Raw genomic sequence first — 18,732 nt, 5'->3', positions numbered from 1 at the left:
TACCTGTCAGAAAACTCTTGAAGTCGCCGTACGCCTACTGCAACCTGTTCTACGTCTGGAGACGGGAGGACGGAATGGGCGGGACGGAACATCTCACCGTGCGGCGCGTCGGCGCGACACTGGTGCTCACCCTCAACCGGCCGGAGGCGAAGAACGCGCTCTCGCTGCCGATGCTGGTGGGCCTGTACGACGGCTGGATCGCCGCCGACGAGGATGACGCGATCCGCTCGGTGGTGCTGACCGGCGCGGGCGGCACCTTCTGCGCCGGCATGGACCTCAAGGCACTCGCGGGCGACGGCATGGCAGGCGAGCACTACCGCGACCGGCTGCGCGACGACCCCGACCTGCACTGGAAGGCGATGCTGCGCCACCACCGCCCCCGCAAGCCGGTGATCGCCGCCGTCGAGGGCCACTGCGTCGCGGGCGGCACCGAGATCCTCCAGGGCACCGACATCCGGGTCGCGGGCGAGAGCGCGACCTTCGGCCTCTACGAGGTGAAACGGGGACTGTTCCCCATCGGCGGCTCCACCGTCCGACTCGCTCGCCAGATCCCGCGTACCCACGCCCTGGAAATGCTGCTCACCGGCCGCCCCTACCCGGCACCCGAGGCCGCGAGGATCGGCCTGATCGGGCACGTCGTCCCCGACGGCACCGCCCTGGACAAAGCCCTGGAGATCGCCGGACGGATCAACTCCTGCGGCCCGCTCGCCGTCGAAGCCGTCAAGGCGTCCGTCTACGAGACCGCCGGGATGACCGAGACCGACGGACTCGCGGCCGAACTCGCCCGCGGGTGGCCGGTTTTCGACACCGCGGACGCCAAGGAGGGCTCCCGGGCCTTCGCGGAGAAGCGCCCGCCCGTCTTCCGGCGCGCCTGAATCCAGGAGCGCCGGTCCTCAGAGCCGGGGGAGCGCGCCCTGCCGCGGCGTCCGGCGCACTGCCGCGCCCGACCCGCCCAAGGCGCCACGCCACCGCGCCTCACCCAAGGAGTCCCGCATGTCAGAGGTCCTCACGGCGCCCCTCGTCGTGGAATTCCCCTTCACCCGCTCGCTCGGCCCCGTCCAGAGCGCCTTCCTCACCGGACTGCGCGAACGCACCGTCATCGGCGTCCGGGCGGGCGACGGCCGGATCGTCGTGCCGCCCACCGAATACGACCCGGTCACCTCCGAAGAGACCCGCGAACTCGTCGAGGTCGCCCCGACCGGCACCGTCACCACCTGGGCCTGGAACCCGTCCCCGCGCCGCGGACAGCCGCTCGCCACGCCCTTCGCCTGGGTGCTGGTCAGGCTCGACGGCGCCGACACCGCCCTGCTGCACGCACTGGACGCACCCGGCCGGGACGCCGTACGCACCGGCATGCGGGTCCGCATCCGCTGGGCCGCCGAACGGACCGGCGCCCTCACCGACATCGCCTGCTTCGAGCCCCACGACGAGCCGCCGGCCGGGGGCCAACCGGCGGACCACGACGGCCACTTCGCCGACCCCGTCACCGGCATCACCACCCCCGCCCGCCTCGACTACACCTACGCACCGGGCCGCGCCCAGTCCCGCTACCTCAAGGAACTCGGCCGACGGAAGACCATCGGCGAACGCTGCCCCTCCTGCCGCAAGGTCTATGTGCCGCCCCGCGGCGCCTGCCCCACCTGCGGCGTCGCCACCGACACCCAGGTCGAGGTCGGCCCGCGCGGCACCGTCACCACCTACTGCATCGTCAACATCAAGGCCCGCAACCTCGACATCGACGTCCCCTACGTCTACGCCCACATCGCCCTGGACGGCGCCGACCTGGCCCTGCACGCACGCATCGGAGGCATCCCCTACGACCAGGTCCGGATGGGCCTGCGCGTCGAACCCGTCTGGGCCGACGACGGGCGCTACCCCGACCACTACCGGCCCACCGGCGAACCCGACGCCGACTACGACAGCTACAAGGAGCTGATCTGATGCCCGAACCGATGCGCGAGGTCGCCGTCGTCGCCTTCGGGCAGAGCGACCATGTCCGCGACAGCGCGGAGACCTCCGAGGTCGAGATGCTGATGCCGGTACTGCACGACGTACTCGGCCAGGCCGGGCTCAAGGCCCGCGACATCGGCTTCACCTGCTCCGGCTCGTCCGACTACCTCGCCGGCCGCGCCTTCTCCTTCACCATGGCCCTGGACGGCGTCGGCGCCTGGCCCCCGATCGCCGAATCCCACGTCGAGACGGACGGCGCCTGGGCGCTGTACGAGGCATGGGTCAAACTCCTCACCGGCGAGGCCGACACCGCCCTGGTCTACGCGTACGGCAAGTCCTCGCCCGGCGACGTCCGCGAGGTCCTCACCCGCCAGCTCGACCCGTACTACGTCGCGCCGCTCTGGCCCGACTCCGTCGCGCTCGCCGCCCTCCAGGCGCAGGCCCTGATCGACGCCGGGCACACCGACGAGCGCGCACTGGCCCGGATCGCCGCCCGCAGCCGCGCCGCCGCGGAAGGCAACCCGCACGCCCAGCTGACCGGCACGGTCCCCGCGGGCGACCACCTGGTCGCCCCGCTGCGCACCGGCGACTGCCCGCCCGTCAGCGACGGCGCCGCCGCCGTCGTCCTCGCCGCCGGCGACACCGCGCGCCGCCTGACCGACCGCCCCGCCTGGATCCGCGGCATCGACCACCGCATCGAACCCCACAGCCTCGGCGTACGCGACCTGACCGCATCCCCGTCCACCCGGCTCGCCGCCGAACGCGCCGGATACTTCGAACGCCCCGTGGACACCGCCGAGTTGCACGCGCCCTTCACCTCCCAGGAGGTCGTCCTGCGCCGCGCCCTCGACCTCGACCCGGCCGACACGTCGGTCACCGTGAACCCCTCGGGCGGCGCCCTGGCCGCCAACCCCGTCATGGCCACCGGACTGATCCGCATCGGCGAGGCCGCCGACCGCATCCGGCGCGGCGCGTCCGACCGGGCACTCGCGCACGCCACGTCGGGCCCCTGCCTGCAACAGAACCTGGTCGCCGTCCTGGAGGGGGAGTCATGACCAAGGAACCCGTGGCCGTCGTCGGAATCGGCCAGACCGCGCACGTCGCCGCCCGCCGCGACGTCTCCCTCGCCGGTCTCGTCAGGGAAGCCGCCCAACGCGCCCTGGAGGACGCCGGGTTGGCCTGGTCCGACATCGACGCCGTGGTGCTCGGCAAGGCCCCCGACTTCTTCGAGGGCGTGATGATGCCCGAGCTGTACCTCGCCGACGCCCTGGGCGCCGTCGGCAAGCCCATGCTGCGGGTGCACACCGCGGGATCGGTCGGCGGCTCCACCGCCCTGGTCGCCGCCAACCTCGTCGCCGCCCGCGTCCACCGCACCGTCCTGACCCTGGCCTTCGAGAAACAGTCCGAGTCCAACGCCATGTGGGGCCTGTCCCTGCCCATCCCCTTCCAGCAGCCGCTGCTGGCCGGCGCCGGCGGCTTCTTCGCCCCGCACATACGCGCCTACATGCGCCGCTCGGGCGCCCCCGACACCATCGGCTCCCTGGTCGCCTACAAAGACCGCCGCAACGCGCTCAAGAACCCCTACGCACACCTCCACGAGGAGGACCTCACCCTGGAGAAGGTGCAGTCCTCGCCCATGCTCTGGGATCCCATCCGCTACTCCGAGACCTGCCCCTCGTCCGACGGCGCCTGCGCGATGATCCTCACCGACCGCACCGGGGCGGCACGGTCACCGCACCCGCCCGCCTGGGTCCACGGCGGGGCGATGCGCAGCGAGCCCACCCTCTTCGCCGGCAAGGACTTCGTCTCCCCCCAAGCGGGCAAGGACTGCGCGTCCGACGTCTACCGGCAGGCCGGCATCACCGACCCGCGGCGGGAGATCGACGCGGTGGAGATGTACGTGCCCTTCAGCTGGTACGAGCCGATGTGGCTGGAGAACCTCGGCTTCGCCGCCGAGGGCGAGGGCTGGAAACTCACCGAGTCAGGCGCCACCGAAATCGGCGGCGACCTCCCCGTCAACCCCTCGGGCGGCGTCCTGTCCACCAACCCGATCGGCGCCTCCGGAATGCTCCGCTTCGCCGAGGCGGCCCTCCAGGTCCGCGGTCTGGCCGGCGCGCACCAAGTGGACGGCGCCCGGCGGGCGTTGGGGCACGCCTACGGCGGCGGCGCCCAGTTCTTCTCGATGTGGCTGGTGGGGGCGCAGCCGCCGCAGTGACGGGGCCGGGGGCGCCGGGCGGGTGCGCACGGACGGCCGGGAGCGATCGGGCTGAGCGGCCCGCGGCCGGAGCGGCCGGAATCGGAACACCGTCGTCCGGCCGACGCCCTCGCCCGCGCCGCCCGCACCACCCGCTCCCCGTGGACCGCACGGCCGCGGCCCCGGCGCCGTAGAGTGCCGGCATGCCAGGCGAACGTGATCTCCGCACCCTGCTGCGCGGCATGCGCCCCGAGCCGCACCCGGACCGCTACGTCTTCACGACCGTGCCCGGCGCCGTCCCGCCGGACCTCACCCCGGTCGCCACCGTCACCGAGGACGAGGGCACCACACTCGTGCTGCGCCAGGAGGACGCCGACCGCGCGGGCCTCGGCTACGACTACGTCGCCGCCCGGATCACGCTGCGGGTGCACTCGGCCCTGGAAGCCGTCGGCCTGACCGCCGCCGTCGCCGGCGCGCTCGCCGACGCCGGCATCAGCTGCAACGTCATCGCCGGCTTCCACCACGACCACCTCTTCGTCCCCCACGCCCTGGCCGACCGGACACTGCGCGTCCTGGACACGCTCGCGGCCCGCTCCTGACCCCCGCGGCGCCCCGCCGGGAAGCCGTCCCACCTCGGACGATCCCCGCCCCGTACGTTCCCCGCCGCCCGTCCGCACCGCTCGTCACCCGTGCCGCCATCCGCCGCGGCAGCCGCGGCGCGGCCACGTACGATGGCGGCATGTCCTTCCTCCGCCGCCGCAGCGCAGCCACGCCCGCCGGGCCTGACTTCGACGTCCTCGCCATGGATCCCGGCGACTGGCCCGGCAACCTCGGAGCCGGGCTGCTGCCCGCGCCCGACGGAACCTGCCAGGGCGTCTTCCTCCGCTACGACCTGTTCGGCGGCCGGGGCCCCGCGATGATCATCGGGAACCTCCCCGAGGGCTCACCCGCCCGTGAGCTGGACGACGGCGAGGTCCCCTTCGAGGTGGCGCAGCTGCTGGCCGCGCTTGACAACGACGAGCCGGTGGTCGTCGTCGAGAGCGAGGACACCCCGGTGATGCACGACGACAACCTGCTGATCGTCAAGCGCATCAAGTGCTCCGAGAGCCGCATCTCCTGCGCGCAGTTCGACCGCAGCGACGGCGTGCTGGTCACCATCGCCAGCTGGGACCGGCCGATCACCGACGACCTCTACGCCCTCCTCAAGCCGCTGCCCGCCGAGCTGTTCCAGCAGGGCTGAGCGCCCCGCGCACCGCAACGGGCCGGGAAGCCGCAGCTCCCCGGCCCGTCCGTCCGCAGGCGCCGCGACGCCGCGGAGATCCATCAGAAGCGCCCTACGCTCCCGGCCGCCGGATGTCGACATCGGCGGCGCGCACATAGCCGACCCGGTGCCCGATCTGGATCTCGTAGTAGACGTCCTCGCCCCGGACCACGGCGTGCTTGCTGACGTCGAAGGTCGGCGCGTAGAGGTAGTCACCGCGGGTCCTGAGCCCGACCGCGTACCGCTGGCCCGCGGGGATCGTGTACGGCAGCGGTGAGACGCTCTGCACCGGGACACCCGCGGGGTAGGCCGCCTTCTCCGGGTAGGCCCGGCCGTACACCGGGATCTCCTTGCGGCCCGGCTTCGGCGTCGCCACCGCTCCCCGGGAACGGGCCGCCGTCGGCGCGGCGGCCGGGTTGTGGAACCAGGCCCGCTGCCCGAGGTACCAGATGGCCGTCCAGTCGCCCTGCTGCCCGGCGACCGCGAACCGCTGCCCGGTACTCGCCCGCGCCCCGGTGTCGTTCACCCCGGTTGTCGACGCACCGCCGTCCGGACGCAGCCCGGCATCCTTGACGAGCGGCGCCTTCGGGTCGGGCGCGGTGTGCAGGCGCACCGCCTCCGAGCCGTGCGGGGCGCACGGTTCGCCGGCCTTCTCGCAGCCGGTGTAGCGGGGCTTGTTCGTGTCGTAGTCAGGGTTGACGGTGATCAACCCGCCGACCTGCACGGACCGGCCGGCCGGCCGCGGGAACGGCTTGCCGAGCAGCGTGAAGTAGTGCGCCCAGTCCCAGTAGGGGCCCGGGTCGGTGTGCATGTCGGGGATGGTGTCCGCCGTCGTGCCCGGCACGTTGTCGTGGCCCAGGATGTGCTGCCGGTCGAGCGGCACGCCGTACTTACGGCTCAGGTACTTCACCAGCCGGGCCGACGTGCGGTACATCGCCTCCGTGTACCAGGCGTCGGGCGCGGCCAGGAAGCCCTCGTGCTCGATGCCGACGGAGTGCGCGTTGAGGTACCAGTTGCCCGCGTGCCAGGCGACGTCCTTCGTCGGCACGTGCTGGGCGATCAGCCCGTCCGACGACCGGATCGTGTAGTGCCAGGAGACGTTCTCGGGATCCTTGACGCTCTCCAGCGTGCTGTCCCAGTAGCCCTCGGTGTCGTGGATGACGATCGCGTCGATCTTCTGGTCCGCGGGGCGGTTCGCCTTGTCGTGATTGCCGTAGTCCCCGTCGCCGAACTCCGCGTACGCCGCGGGCACCGACCGGCAGACGACGGTGGACGGGCATTCCGGCTTCACCTCGGGGTCGGCGGCCCGGACCTCGGCCGCGGTGGAGGCGATACGTTTCACCTGCGCGGTGTCGGGCCGCAGTGCGGGCTGCCCTGCCAGGGTCACCCGTTGGCCCGTGTCGGTGGTACGCGCCCGGCCCTTGCGCAGTACGTCGTACACCTCGTCGGCGAAGGCCGCGCCGCCGCCGTCCGCACCGGCGTAGCGGGCCACCGCCGCGTACCAGTCGGCCGGGTCCGCGCTGTCCGCCAGGCCCAGCGCGCGCTGCTCCGCGGCGAGCAGCGCCGCACCGCCGAGCACGTTCGCCGCGGGGTCGGTGCGCAGCTTCCCGGCCGGGACGCCGGTCAGCCGGGCCGCACGCGGCAAGGTCCGCAAACGGGCCGGGAGTTCGGCGGGCAGCGCCTGCCGGTGCGCACCGCGCGGCGCCCGCTGACCGGCGCCGCCCACCGGCCGGGCGGCATCGCCCCGCGGATCCTCGTCCCCCGGACCGTGCTGCCCCGCCGCCCGGGACACCGCCGCGCGGGCGTCCGTCAGATGCATCGGCCCGTACCCGCCGGAGACGCTGGGCGCGCCACCGTGCCCGTCCCAGCGGCTCTCCAGGTACGCGACGCCGAGCAGCACGCTGCGGGGCACGTGGGTGCGGGCGGCGGCCTCGGTGAAGGCCCGCTCCAGATCGCCGGGCCCGGCCTTGGCGGCGCCCGCCGACGGCGCGGCCGATACCAGCGGGATCAGCAGCGCGGCAGCCGCCACACCCGTGGCGGACCTGCGCAGGAGCGGGCGGGTGGTTCTCTTCTCGTCTTCCGGGGCGGATCCTCGCAAAGCAGCCTCCTCAAGCCGGCCCCAGCCGGGTTGGTGTGACGGATGGTGCGCGAACGGCCGTGCGGGGCGGGACTCGGCGGAGTCCCTGACAGGACTTAGAGCTACCGTTTGTCCGATGGTCCGTCAATTACCGGGCACGGCCGGGTTTCCGGCCCCGTACCGCCTGCGCAGGGCGCTCGGCCGCGCACCGAACGAAGGGCACGCGCCGCGTACGCACCGGTCCGCGCGCCAAAGAGCCCCCGTACGGGCTACCGGTCCGCGAGGAGGCCAGGACCGGAACGGGTGCGGACATGGGTGAGCGGCGCTTCCCCCGTACCGGGTGCGCCGCTCACAGTCCCCCGTGGTGGGGTCAGCGGGTACCGACCGCCGCCCTCACCGCACGCCGCGCCATCTGGCAGTCGTCGTGCAGCCTCCGGAGCAGCAGCCGCTGCTCCTCGCCCGCCGCCATGGCGCCGGGCACCGTCGCGCCCGGCGTCTCCGCCGGTGCGGGTTCGCGCATCGACCGCTGGACCGCGGTCTCGTACCGCCGGATCTCGCGGGTCAGCACCAGCATCAGGTTCACCAGGAACGCGTCCCGGGCCGCCGGTCCCGCCGCCTGGGCGAGCTGGCTGACCTGACGGCGGGCCGCCGGCGCCTCGCCGAGCACCGACCACAGCGTCGCCAGGTCGTAGCCGGGGAGGTACCAGCCGGCGTGGTCCCAGTCCAGCAGCACCGGGCCCGCGGGCGACAGCAGCACGTTGTTCAGCAGCGCGTCGCCGTGCGAGAACTGCCCCTGGATGTGCGAGAGACCGTGCATCAGCTTCTGAAGGTCGCCCAGATCCCGGTCGGTGAGCAGCCCCAGGTCGTGGTACCTGGCGATCCGCCGCCCGTAGTCCAGCGGGGCGTCGAAAAGACCGGCGGGCGGACGCCACAGGTTGATCCGGCAGATCGCGCCGAGCGCCGCCCGTACGTCCGCGCGGGCCGGTGCATCGGACGGATGCCGTTGCGGGGAGGCGATGCGGCCCGGCATGCGCTCCACGACCAGCGTGCAGTTGTCGGGGTCCGCCGCGACCAGCCGCGGCACCCGCACCGGCGGCCGGTGCCGGACGAACGCCCGGTATGCCGCTATTTCCTGCTGGAACCTTTCCGCCCATGCGGGTGAGTGGTCCAGTAAGCACTTCGCGACCGCCGACATCCGCCCCGCCGTCCCCACCAGGAGGACGGACCTGCCGCCACGACGCAGCACCTGCACCGGATGGAACTCCGGACAGATGCGCTGCACCGAGGCGACGGCGGCGCGCAGCTGAGCACCCTGGGGGCCGGACAAATCGAGCCTCCCGCTGAGCGGTTGGGTGCCCGTTGCCTGCGCCCGCCGGGTACGGCCCCCGGGGATGGCGGCCACCGTCCCCGCTCCGGGAGCCGGGGCGAGATACGGCCCGCTGCCGGATGGCTGCGGGCGGTAGGGCCGGGTGGGGGCGGTCACGGCGGACGATGCTGCATACATGGGTGAGACAGATCCCTTCGTGCGCCGACGAGTTGCATGCGCTCCCGTCCCGGTGGCGGGAGCCCGTAGGACGGTCCCCGTGCAGAGGGCCGGTCCAACGAGCCCCTGTACAGGGCTCGCACCCTGGGGAATGCGGTCCCGCCACCGGGCCGGGGGCTGCACGTCTACAGAACATCCGCGCGTGGGTGGCAGACCATCTGGCGCACCCTGGCGAAACCCTGGCGAATGCTGAGATGCGTGTAGTTGGCCGCTACTGTCAACTCAGTCGAGGAACCTGGGGGCTTGACGTGGACAGGGAGCCGAACACTCGTCTCGCGGACCTTTTCGGCCTGGCCGGCTGGTCCAAGGGGGAGCTGGCGAGAATGGTCAACCGGCAGGCGGCGGCCATGGGCCATCCGCAGTTGGCGACCGACACCTCGCGGGTGCGGCGCTGGATCGACATGGGGGAGACCCCCAGAGATCCGGTGCCCAAGGTGCTGGCCGCCCTGTTCACCGAGCGCCTCGGCCGTGTCGTAACCATCGAGGACCTCGGGTTCGCCCGAACCGGTCGCTCGGGGAAGCGGCAGGCCGCGGACGGTCTGCCGTGGGCTCCCGAACGGACCGCAGCGGTCCTCACGGAATTCACGGGAATGGACCTCATGCTCAACCGACGCGGCTTGGTGGGCGCGGGCGCTGCGCTCGCCGCGGGCTCCGCACTCACCGGTGCCATGCACGACTGGCTCCACACCGACCCGGCTCAGCCGGCCGACACCCCGCACACCCACGACCCGTACGCTTCCGACTCCTTCGACCAGATCGGCTTCGACCGCTACGAGGCGGCCCCCGTGGGGGCGCAGGAAATCGACGCCCTGGAGCGCTCCGTCGAGGTGTTCCGCGCCTGGGACGCGGCCCGCGGCGGCGGCCTCCAGCGCAAGGCCGTGGTCGGCCAGCTCAACGAAGTGGGCGGCATGCTCGCCTACCACCACCCCGACCATCTCCAGCGCAGGTTGTGGGGGGTGGCGGCCAACCTCGCGGTGCTGGCCGGCTGGATGTCCCACGACGTGGGCCTGGAGCCGACCGCCCAGAAGTACTTCGTCATCGCCGCGCACGCGGCGCGGGAGGGCGGCGACCGCCCGCGCGCGGGGGAGGCGCTCTCCCGCGCCGCCCGCCAGATGGTGCACCTGGGACGGCCCGACGACGCGCTCGACCTGATGCACCTCGCCAAGTCCGGTTCGGGCGAGGCCACTCTGCCGCGTACCCGCGCCATGCTGCACACCATCGAGGCATGGGCGCAGGCGTCCAAGGGGAACGGCCAGGCGATGCGCCGCACCCTGGGCGAGGCCGAGGATCTGTTCGTCTCCGACAACGGCGATGTACCGCCGCCGAGTTGGATGCAGATGTTCGACGAGGCGGATCTGCACGGCATGGAGGCGCTCGCCTACCGCACCCTCGCCGAACACGACCCGTCCGCGGCGAAGATCGCCCAGAGCCATGCCAAGCAGGCCCTGGAACTGCGGGCGGGCGGCCGTCAGCGCTCGCAGATCTTCGACTACATCTCGCTGGCGTCGGCGTGCTTCATCGGCGACGACCCCGAACAGGCCGACCGCTACGCCCGGTTGGCGCTGATCTCCATCGGGGAGAACTCCTCGCACCGCACCTGGGACCGGCTGCGCGAGATGTACCGGCTGACCGGGCAGTACGCCGGATACCCGAAGATCCAGGACCTGCGCGCCGAGATCAAGCACGTGCTGCCGAAGGCGAAGCCCAAGGCGAAGGTGCCGGCACCCGCGCCCGACCTGGACGCGCGGTTCGGCAGGAACTTCACGGTCTGACGCGATGCAGCACACCGCAGTCGCCGACGCCGCGTGCTCCGGCCACCGGGCATCCCCGGCCGGTACGTACGCGACGCGTCCCGAAAGACCCGTGCAAGAGGCAGGCGCGGCGCGCGTGCGGCGGCATCCGGCCGCTCACTCACCGCGCCGCGCCCGTACCGCGGGAACACCCTCGACCCGCGCCCGCCCGTCCGGTGTACCCCCTCCGGTCCCGGTCCGTCCCGTGGTGGTCAGGCGCTCACCCTGGCGACCAGTACACACGCGTCGTCCTCGCGCTCGGCCCCGCCGAATTCCTCGATGACGATGCGGACGCAGTCCTGCGCGCTGCGGGCCGCCGTGAACCGCGGGGCCAGCGCGAGCAGCTGATCGGCGCCTTCGCGGCCGGCCTCCGGGCCGTGGACGCGGCGCGGCAGCAGGCCGTCGGTGTGCAGCACGAGCAGATCGCCCGGCTCCAGCTGTTCGGTGCGCTGGCTGTAGTCGGCGCTGGACGTGGCGCCGAGCAGCACGCCGTCCGGCGGGTCGAGGGCGCGCCCCGTGCCGCCGCGGAACAGCAGCGGCGCGGGGTGCCCTGCCTGGGCCCACTCCAGCAGGCGGGTGGCGGGGTCGAAGCGGCAGCACACCGCGCTGCCCAGGGCGGGCTGGGCGGCGGTGTCCAGAAGCTGGTTGAGGAAGCCCATCAGCGGTCCCGGCCGGTGTCCCGCGACGGCCATGCCGCGGAGCGCGCCGAGCACCATCGCCATGCCTGACGTGGCGGTGGCGCCGTGCCCGGTGAGGTCGCCGACGCTCAACAGGGTGGTGTGGTCGGGGAGTTGCAGGGCGTCGTACCAGTCGCCGCCGATCAGCGCGCTGGTGGCGGCCGGGAGGTAGTGCCCGGCGAGGTCGAGCGATACGGGGCCGCCCTGCGGGAAGTGCAGAGGGCCGCGCCACGGAGGCAGTACGGCTTCCTGGAGCTGGACCGCGAGCCGGTGTTCGGTCTGCGCGGCGTGCCGCTGGCGCTGGAGCGAGTCGCGGGTCTCGTGCACCGCCCGCTGGTTGCGGCGCAGTTCGCTGACGTCGCGCAGCACCGCCCACATGCAGGCCGTGCCGCCGTCGGCGTCGAGCACCGGCTCGCCCGCCATGTGCACGGTGCGCTCGCTCGCGTCGGGCCGCACGATGCGGAACTCGCCGTCGATCGGCCGGCCGTCCACCAGGCAGTCGGTCACCATCGTGGCGAGCCCCTCCTGGTCATCGGGGGAGACCAGCGACGGCAGCTCGTCGAGGGTGAGCGGTCCTTCGGCCTGTTCCCTGCCGAACATCGTGAACAGCTCGTCCGACCAGCTCACTTCGTCCGTCAGCAGGTTCCACTCGGCGCTGCCCACCCGGCTCAGCAGCGAGCCGCGGTGCTCTTCGGGCGCGGGTGGCGATGCGTACGCGCCGTCCTCCGCGCCCTCGGCCGGCAGGCCCTCTCTGAGCTGGTCGAGATGGCCGTCGAGATCATCGAGATGGTGGACGGCGAGATCGCACAGCGCACGCTGCCAGCGCAGCTGGGGATCGGCGGTCACATCGATGGTGGCCGACGATTCGCGTACGGCGTCGAGGCCGCCGCGCAGGCGGCGGGCCTGCGTGATGAGCGCGTCGACGGTGTCGCGCTCGGGTGGCTGAGCGGCTGCATGGTCCGCGAAGCGGGGGGACGGCATGTGTTCTCCGTGATCAGGCGGCGCCGGGCCACGGCGTGTCCTGTCCCTGTCCGCGCAGGACGCGCCCTGGGTCGGCATGAGGGCCGGGTAACGACTGTTGCACAGCCCGCGACGGTCCGTAAGGGATTTGGCATGACCCGATACGGTGGTGCACGGGGCATATGCCAGCGGCCTCCGGTGGACGCCACCGGCCCGAATCGGCGGAATGACAGATTCCAAGCTAGGCTGCGGCGGCCGTCACGCTGATGAGCCCGCCGATCCACGGTGGGAACGACGCATACGGCCCGCGGTCACCGGCAAGAATGCCGGTCAGCGGAAATCCCGTTGCCAGCCTGCCCCCCGCACCGGATGCTGACCTCATGTTCGATCCAGACATAGCGCCCAGTGGCACCCTGCTCGGCCTCCTTCAGCGAGGTCGCGGCGACGGGACACTGCATGCCCTCGCGGCGCCGCGGGCCGAGGCGCTCGCGGCACTCAACGACAGTGTGCTGTGCGACCCCCGGCGCGACTGGCAGGTCGAGAACCGCTCCTTGTACTACGCGCGTCTCTACATGCAGCTCGACGGCGGCCTCGAAGCGATCGAACGGCACCTCTTCCACCCCGACGACCGCATCGACACCGGCGAGGAACGCACCGGCCTCGCCCTCTCCGTACTGGGCCACCTCGCCGCCTACGGCAAGGACGCCGCCCGCCTGCTGCTGCGCAGCTACGCGGCGGCGGGCAGCAACTGGCGCTGGGCCCTGGACGAGCTGGCGCTGCGCGACGACGACGCCGGCCTCGCGGGCCTGGCCCCCGCCGTGCTGGCCCGCTTCCCCGCCACCCCCGAGGGTGAGGCCGAGCTGGCCACCGCGGTGCGCGACGCCTTCGAGCCACGGCCCTGGCGCCTGTGGGCACAGGACCCCCGCTACGCGGGACGGCTGGCCGCCGCGGGCGAGCAGGGCTCCTTCGACCGCTGGCAGCGGCAGCTGCGCCCGCGCGGCCCGCGGCCCGGCTGGAGCGTGGCCGAAGTGCTCCAGTGGGCACAGGACGGCCTGGAAATGGGGCAGGACGAGGGCCGGCACGTCGCCGCCGCCCGCTGCCTGGCCGCCGTCGTCGGCCCCGCCGACCACCCGCAGCTGCTGGCCGCAGCGCGCAGCGGCCCCGACGCCGCCCGCGCCGCCGTGCTGCACCACCTCGCCGAACGCGGCGATCCCGACGCACTCGACCTGATCGGGGCCGCCGCCTGCGACCCCACCGCGAGCGCGCAGCTGGTGGCCGCCGCGCTGGCCGCGTTCGCGCGGATGCGCACCGCAGCGGCCGTCGAGCGGGCCCGGGTCTGGGCCCGGCGCGACGACCGGCTCGGCGCATCGGCCGCCGCCGTGCTCGCCCGCAGGGGCGGGGCACGGGACGCCGAACCGGTGCTGGCCGCGCTGCGCCGCACGGTGTGCACCGAGGGCCCGGACGCGGACGGGCTGTGGGAACTGGTCGACGGCGTCGGCCGCCTCGGCGTGGCCTGCGCCGCCCCCGTCCTGCGGCACGTCTACCGCGAGACGTCCTCCTCCCACCTGCGCGGACGGGCGGCCGGCGCGCTCGCCGCCACCGATCCCGGCTTCGCCGCCGGCTTCGCCGTCGAATGCCTCTGGGACTGCGAGGAGACCACCAGGGAGCTGGCCGCCCGGCACGCCGCGACCGGCGACGACCGGGTCGTCGAACAGCTCCGCAGGCTCGCCGCCGACCCGGCGGAAGAGGCCGAGGTGCAGACCGCGGTCCGCAGCAGATTCGGCCCGGACGCCTCGGCGGTCTGACCCGCGCAGGACGGGCGGGCGCACCGCGGCGCCCCCTGGCGCGTCCGGCGTCCGCTGCCACAATGGCCTGATGACCGGACGCTGGGAGTTCTGGATCGACCGCGGTGGCACCTTCACGGACGTCGTCGGCAGACGGCCGGACGGACAGCTGGTCACCGGGAAACTGCTCTCGCACCACCCCGAGCGCTACCGTGACGCCGCGGTGGCCGGCATCCGGATGGTGCTGGGCATCGGCCCGGACGAACCGGTGCCCGCCGCGCAGGTGTCCGTCGTCAAGATGGGCACCACCGTCGCCACCAACGCCCTTCTGGAGCGCACCGGCGAGCCCACCGTCCTGCTCACCACCGAAGGCTTCCGGGACGCGCTGCGCATCGCCTACCAGAACCGGCCGCGGATCTTCGACCGGCACATCGTGCTGCCCGACGCGCTGTACGAGCGGGTCATCGAGGTCCCCGAACGGGTGGACGCGCACGGCGGGTTGGTCCGGCCGCTGGACGTGGCGGCGGTCCGCGCGGCGCTGCTGCGGGCCCGCGCCGACGGGCTGCGGAGCGCGGCCGTCGTCCTGATGCACGGCTACCGTTACGCCGAGCACGAGAAGGCCGTCGCCGACCTCGCGAGGCGGGCCGGGTTCACGCAGGTCAGCTGCTCGCACGAGGTCAGCCCGCTGATGAAGCTGGTGCCCCGGGGCGACACCACCGTCGTCGACGCCTATCTCTCCCCGATCCTGCGGCGCTACGTCGACGAGGTCGCGGCCCAACTGCCCGGTATCCGGCTGATGTTCATGCAGTCCAATGGCGGGCTGCGGCAGGCGGAGCACTTCCGCGGCAAGGACGCGGTGCTGTCAGGGCCGGCCGGGGGTGTCGTCGGGATGGTCCGCTCGGCCGCCGAGGCGGGTCCGGGCCACGAACGGGTGATCGGCTTCGACATGGGCGGCACGTCGACCGATGTCTCGCACTACGCGGGCGAGTTCGAGCGGGTCTTCGGCAGTGAGGTGGCCGGGGTGCGGATGCGGGCTCCGATGATGAACATCCACACCGTCGCGGCCGGCGGCGGATCGGTGCTGCACTTCGACGGCCGCCGCTACCGCGTGGGCCCCGACTCGGCGGGCGCGGTCCCCGGGCCCGCCTGCTACCGCAGGGGCGGGCCGCTGACCGTCACCGACGCCAACGTCATGCTCGGGCGGGTGCAGCCGGACCACTTCCCCGCGGTCTTCGGGCCCGGGGGCGACCAGCCGCTGGACACCGGGACCGTCCAGGAGCAGTTCGCCGAACTGGCCGCGCGGGCCGCCGCTGCCGTGGGCGACGACCGCGGTCCCGAGGACGTCGCGGCCGGATTCCTGGACATCGCCGTGCTCAACATGGCCAACGCGGTCAAGAAGATCTCCGTCCAGCGCGGCCACGACATCACCCGCTACACGCTCACCTGTTTCGGCGGCGCCGGCGGCCAGCACGCCTGCGCGGTCGCCGACGCGCTCGGCATCGGCGCCGTGCTCGTCCCGCCGCTCGCCGGTGTGCTGTCCGCGTACGGCATCGGCGTCGCGGACGCCACCGCGATGCGCGAGCGGGCCGTCGAGGCGGAACTCACCGGCGAAGCGGCGGCCGAGCGGGTGCGCGCGGTCTGCGACGACCTCGCCCGGCAGACCCGGCGCGAACTCCTCGACGACGGCGTGCCCGAGGAGAGCATCACCACCCGCGCCCGGGTCCTCATCCGCTACGCGGGCACGGACGCCCCCCTCGGCGTCCCGCTGGCGGGCGCCGCCGAGATGGCCGCGGAATTCGTCCGTACGCACCGGGCCCGCTACGCCTTCACGATGGACAAGCCGCTGGTGGCCGAGGCGGTGTCGGTCGAGGCGGTCGGCGCCGCGGGGGGCGCGCAGCGGCGTGACGGGCACCCCGCCGCGCGCACCGGGGAGCTGCGGCCCGCGGCGACGGTGCGGATGTACGCGCAGGGCGCCTGGCGGGACACCGCGCTCCACCTGCGCACCGCACTGGGCGCGGGGGACACCCTCACCGGGCCCGCGCTGATCGCCGAGGACGACGCGACCACGGTCGTCGAGCCGGGCTGGCGGGCGACCGTCGGCGAGCGCGGCCACCTGCTGCTGCGCCGCACCGCACCGCGCCCCGGCACCGCCGCCGTCGGCACCGGAGCCGACCCGGTGATGCTGGAGGTCTTCAACAGCCTCTTCATGGCCATCGCCGAGCAGATGGGGGTGCGCCTGGAGAACACCGCGCACTCCGTCAACATCAAGGAACGGCTCGACTTCTCGTGCGCCCTCTTCGACGCCGAGGGCAATCTGATCGCCAACGCCCCGCACATTCCCGTGCACCTGGGGTCGATGGGCGAGTCCATCAAGGAGGTGCTGCGGCGCCGGGCGGACGGGATGCGGCCCGGCGATGTGTACGCGGTCAACGACCCGTACCACGGCGGCACGCACCTGCCGGACGTCACCGTCGTCACGCCGGTCTTCGACGAGGCGGGCCGCGAACTGCTCTTCCTGGTGGCGTCCCGCGGCCACCACGCGGAGATCGGCGGGATCACCCCGGGCTCGATGCCGGCCTTCAGCCGCACCATCGACGAGGAGGGCGTCCTCTTCGACAACTGGCTGCTGGTCCGCGACGGGGAGCTGCGCGAACGCGAGACCCGCGAGCTGCTCGGATCCGGCCCTTACCCCTCGCGGGCGCCGGACGCCAACATCGCCGACCTGCGCGCCCAGATCGCCGCCAACGAGAAGGGCATCGAGGAACTGCGCCGGATGACGGGGCAGTTCGGCCTGGACGTGGTGCGCGCGTACATGCGGCACGTCCAGGACAACGCCGAGGAGTCGGTGCGCCGGATCATCGCCGGGCTCTCCGACGGCAGCTGCGACTACGAGACCGACAACGGGGCGCACATCAAGGTGGCGCTGACCGTCGACCGCGCCGCCCGCAGCGCCGTACTGGACTTCGCCGGCACCTCACCGCAGCAGCCCGGCAACACCAACGCGCCCCGCTCGGTGGTGATGGCCGCGGTGCTCTACGTCTTCCGCACCCTGATCGCCGATGACATCCCGCTCAACAGCGGCTGCCTCAAGCCCGTCGACGTCCGCGTCCCGGAGGGCTGCATGCTGGCGCCTGTGCACCCCGCCGCGACGGTCGCGGGCAACGTCGAGACGTCCCAGTCGGTCACCGGCGCGCTCTACGCCGCGCTGGGTGTCCAGGCCGAGGGCTCGGGCACGATGAACAACCTCACCTTCGGCAACGACCGGGTGCAGTACTACGAGACGGTGGCCTCCGGCTCCGGCGCGGGCGACGGCTTCGACGGCACCGACGCCGTACAGACCCACATGACCAACTCGCGGCTGACCGACCCCGAGGTGCTGGAGTGGCGCTACCCGGTGCGGGTGGACGGATTCGCCGTACGGTCAGGGAGCGGCGGGGCCGGCCGCAGGCACGGCGGCTGCGGCGTCGAGCGGCGGCTGCGCTTCCTCGAACCGATGACCATCGCCCTGCTCACCGGACACCGCAGGATCCCGCCGTACGGGATGGCGGGCGGCGCGCCGGGCGCCCTGGGCGTCAACAGCCTGCGGCGCGCCGACGGCAGCGAGGAGCCGCTGGCGGGCTGCGACACGGCGGAGGTCGGCGTGGACGACGTCCTGGTGATCCGGACGCCTGGTGGTGGCGGGTACGGCGAGCCGGGGGAGGGCTGAAGAGCGTCGCCGGACGGCCGGTGGGCCGGGCTGGTGCCGTGCAGGTGTGGGGGCACCTCCCCTTGTGCACTCAGCCGATCCCTGGAATCGGTCATCTAGAGTTGACGTCAACTGCACGGTGTGCTGGGCCTGTTGGACGTGATGAGGGGATGGCCGGGCGATGAGGCGGGGCGAGGGCAACGACTACGGCGCCGGTGGTTCCGGCGGGGGTCCGGCGAACGCGGATGCGTCACAGGGGGAGACCCCTGACAGGCGTCCCGACGTGACGATGGATGCCGTGGCATCCGACGCGGCCGTGATCAAGCAGGCGGGGCGCGACCTCAACGAGCACCATCACCACCACTACTACGCAGGCGGGCCGGACCCGGATGCCCCGAAGGCGGCGGAGACCGGCCCTTCGGTGTACGCCAGGCGCCGCCGCTGGGCGGGTTTCACGACGGTGGGGGCGTGCCTGGTCCTGGTGACCGCGGCGGTGCTCTCCGACCACGCGAAGATGCTTTCCGACGTGTCAGCGGTGGCCGGAGCGACGGCGATGGCGGCTGCCCTCGTCTACTTCTGGTTCCTGGCATGTGATGTGAACGCCCAACAGGCCCTGTCCGTGGAGCAGTGGCGTCGGCCGCTGAGGGAGGCGCGGACGCCGCAGAGCTTCGTGGTCGCCCTCATCTGTTCCTGGTGGGACGAGGCGCGTGCCAAGCGGGCGTCGTCGGCGGGGAAGCAGAGCTGACCCCACCGCCCTGGCGCACTCGGGCCCGGGTGCTCCAGGGGCGGGCCGACCGGCGGGATCCGCCGG

Annotated in this window: 13 protein-coding genes; 10 read left to right on the top strand and 3 right to left on the bottom strand. The window is 73.3% G+C overall.

Annotation, left to right across the window (positions count from 1 at the left end; translation table 11 throughout):
• Window positions 1–74 precede the first annotated feature (74 nt).
• The 6 genes from ACIBK8_RS14555 (at window position 75) to ACIBK8_RS14530 (ending at window position 5,384) form a co-directional block, all read left to right on the top strand.
• The gene (locus tag ACIBK8_RS14555) at window positions 75–875 is read left to right on the top strand and encodes a crotonase/enoyl-CoA hydratase family protein (RefSeq protein WP_399042122.1); all 801 of its coding nucleotides are present in this window, start codon (window positions 75–77) and stop codon (window positions 873–875) included.
• A gap of 118 nt (window positions 876–993) precedes the next feature.
• The gene (locus ACIBK8_RS14550; protein WP_399042121.1) at window positions 994–1,941 is read left to right on the top strand and encodes a Zn-ribbon domain-containing OB-fold protein; all 948 of its coding nucleotides are present in this window, start codon (window positions 994–996) and stop codon (window positions 1,939–1,941) included.
• 11 nt (window positions 1,942–1,952) lie between these two features.
• Complete coding sequence (locus ACIBK8_RS14545) at window positions 1,953–3,005, top strand: thiolase domain-containing protein (protein ID WP_399042378.1); 1,053 nt, start codon at window positions 1,953–1,955, stop codon at window positions 3,003–3,005.
• Entirely contained in the window at window positions 3,002–4,165 is a 1,164-nt protein-coding gene (locus ACIBK8_RS14540; RefSeq protein ID WP_399042120.1) for a thiolase domain-containing protein, read from the top strand. Before ACIBK8_RS14545 ends, ACIBK8_RS14540 begins: the two co-directional genes overlap by 4 nt.
• Window positions 4,166–4,347: 182 nt before the next feature.
• Window positions 4,348–4,743 carry an ACT domain-containing protein gene (locus ACIBK8_RS14535; RefSeq protein ID WP_399042119.1) on the top strand — a complete coding sequence of 132 codons (396 nt, stop codon included), beginning with the start codon at window positions 4,348–4,350 and terminating at the stop codon, window positions 4,741–4,743.
• Window positions 4,744–4,883: 140 nt separating this feature from the next.
• Window positions 4,884–5,384: a hypothetical protein gene (locus tag ACIBK8_RS14530; RefSeq protein ID WP_227049134.1), complete on the top strand. Its 501-nt coding sequence runs from the start codon at window positions 4,884–4,886 to the stop codon at window positions 5,382–5,384.
• A 94-nt stretch (window positions 5,385–5,478) separates the two neighbouring features.
• Here ACIBK8_RS14530 and ACIBK8_RS14525 read toward each other — a convergent pair whose 3' ends face one another.
• Together ACIBK8_RS14525 and ACIBK8_RS14520 are read right to left on the bottom strand one after the other, a co-directional pair.
• On the bottom strand, window positions 5,479–7,503 hold the full coding sequence (locus ACIBK8_RS14525; RefSeq protein WP_399042117.1) for an N-acetylmuramoyl-L-alanine amidase: 2,025 nt from the start codon (window positions 7,501–7,503) through the stop codon (window positions 5,479–5,481).
• A 349-nt stretch (window positions 7,504–7,852) separates the two neighbouring features.
• Window positions 7,853–8,986 (bottom strand): aminoglycoside phosphotransferase family protein, encoded by a 1,134-nt coding sequence (locus ACIBK8_RS14520; RefSeq protein ID WP_399042115.1) that lies wholly within the window; start codon window positions 8,984–8,986, stop codon window positions 7,853–7,855.
• Window positions 8,987–9,273: 287 nt separating this feature from the next.
• Here ACIBK8_RS14520 and ACIBK8_RS14515 point away from each other — a divergent pair, with 287 nt between their 5' ends.
• On the top strand, window positions 9,274–10,797 hold the full coding sequence (locus ACIBK8_RS14515; RefSeq protein WP_399042113.1) for a hypothetical protein: 1,524 nt from the start codon (window positions 9,274–9,276) through the stop codon (window positions 10,795–10,797).
• 230 nt (window positions 10,798–11,027) lie between these two features.
• Here the strand turns inward: ACIBK8_RS14515 and ACIBK8_RS14510 are convergent, their stop codons facing one another.
• Window positions 11,028–12,473 carry a PP2C family protein-serine/threonine phosphatase gene (locus ACIBK8_RS14510; protein WP_399042112.1) on the bottom strand — a complete coding sequence of 482 codons (1,446 nt, stop codon included), beginning with the start codon at window positions 12,471–12,473 and terminating at the stop codon, window positions 11,028–11,030.
• A gap of 359 nt (window positions 12,474–12,832) precedes the next feature.
• Between ACIBK8_RS14510 and ACIBK8_RS14505 the strand changes: the two genes are divergently transcribed.
• From ACIBK8_RS14505 to ACIBK8_RS14495, 3 genes are all read left to right on the top strand, one after another.
• On the top strand, window positions 12,833–14,257 hold the full coding sequence (locus tag ACIBK8_RS14505; protein WP_399042111.1) for a HEAT repeat domain-containing protein: 1,425 nt from the start codon (window positions 12,833–12,835) through the stop codon (window positions 14,255–14,257).
• Between the two features lie 70 nt (window positions 14,258–14,327).
• A complete protein-coding gene (locus ACIBK8_RS14500; protein ID WP_399042110.1) occupies window positions 14,328–17,942 on the top strand; it encodes a hydantoinase B/oxoprolinase family protein in 3,615 nt (1,204 codons plus the stop codon).
• 277 nt (window positions 17,943–18,219) lie between these two features.
• On the top strand, window positions 18,220–18,666 hold the full coding sequence (locus ACIBK8_RS14495; protein ID WP_399042108.1) for a hypothetical protein: 447 nt from the start codon (window positions 18,220–18,222) through the stop codon (window positions 18,664–18,666).
• Window positions 18,667–18,732: the final 66 nt, after the last annotated feature.

The organism is Streptomyces sp. NPDC050161, assembly GCF_044460025.1.
GTDB lineage: Bacteria > Actinomycetota > Actinomycetes > Streptomycetales > Streptomycetaceae > Streptomyces.
The sequence above is the reverse complement of the archived record's forward strand: the minus strand, read 5'-3'. Positions and strand labels throughout refer to the sequence as shown.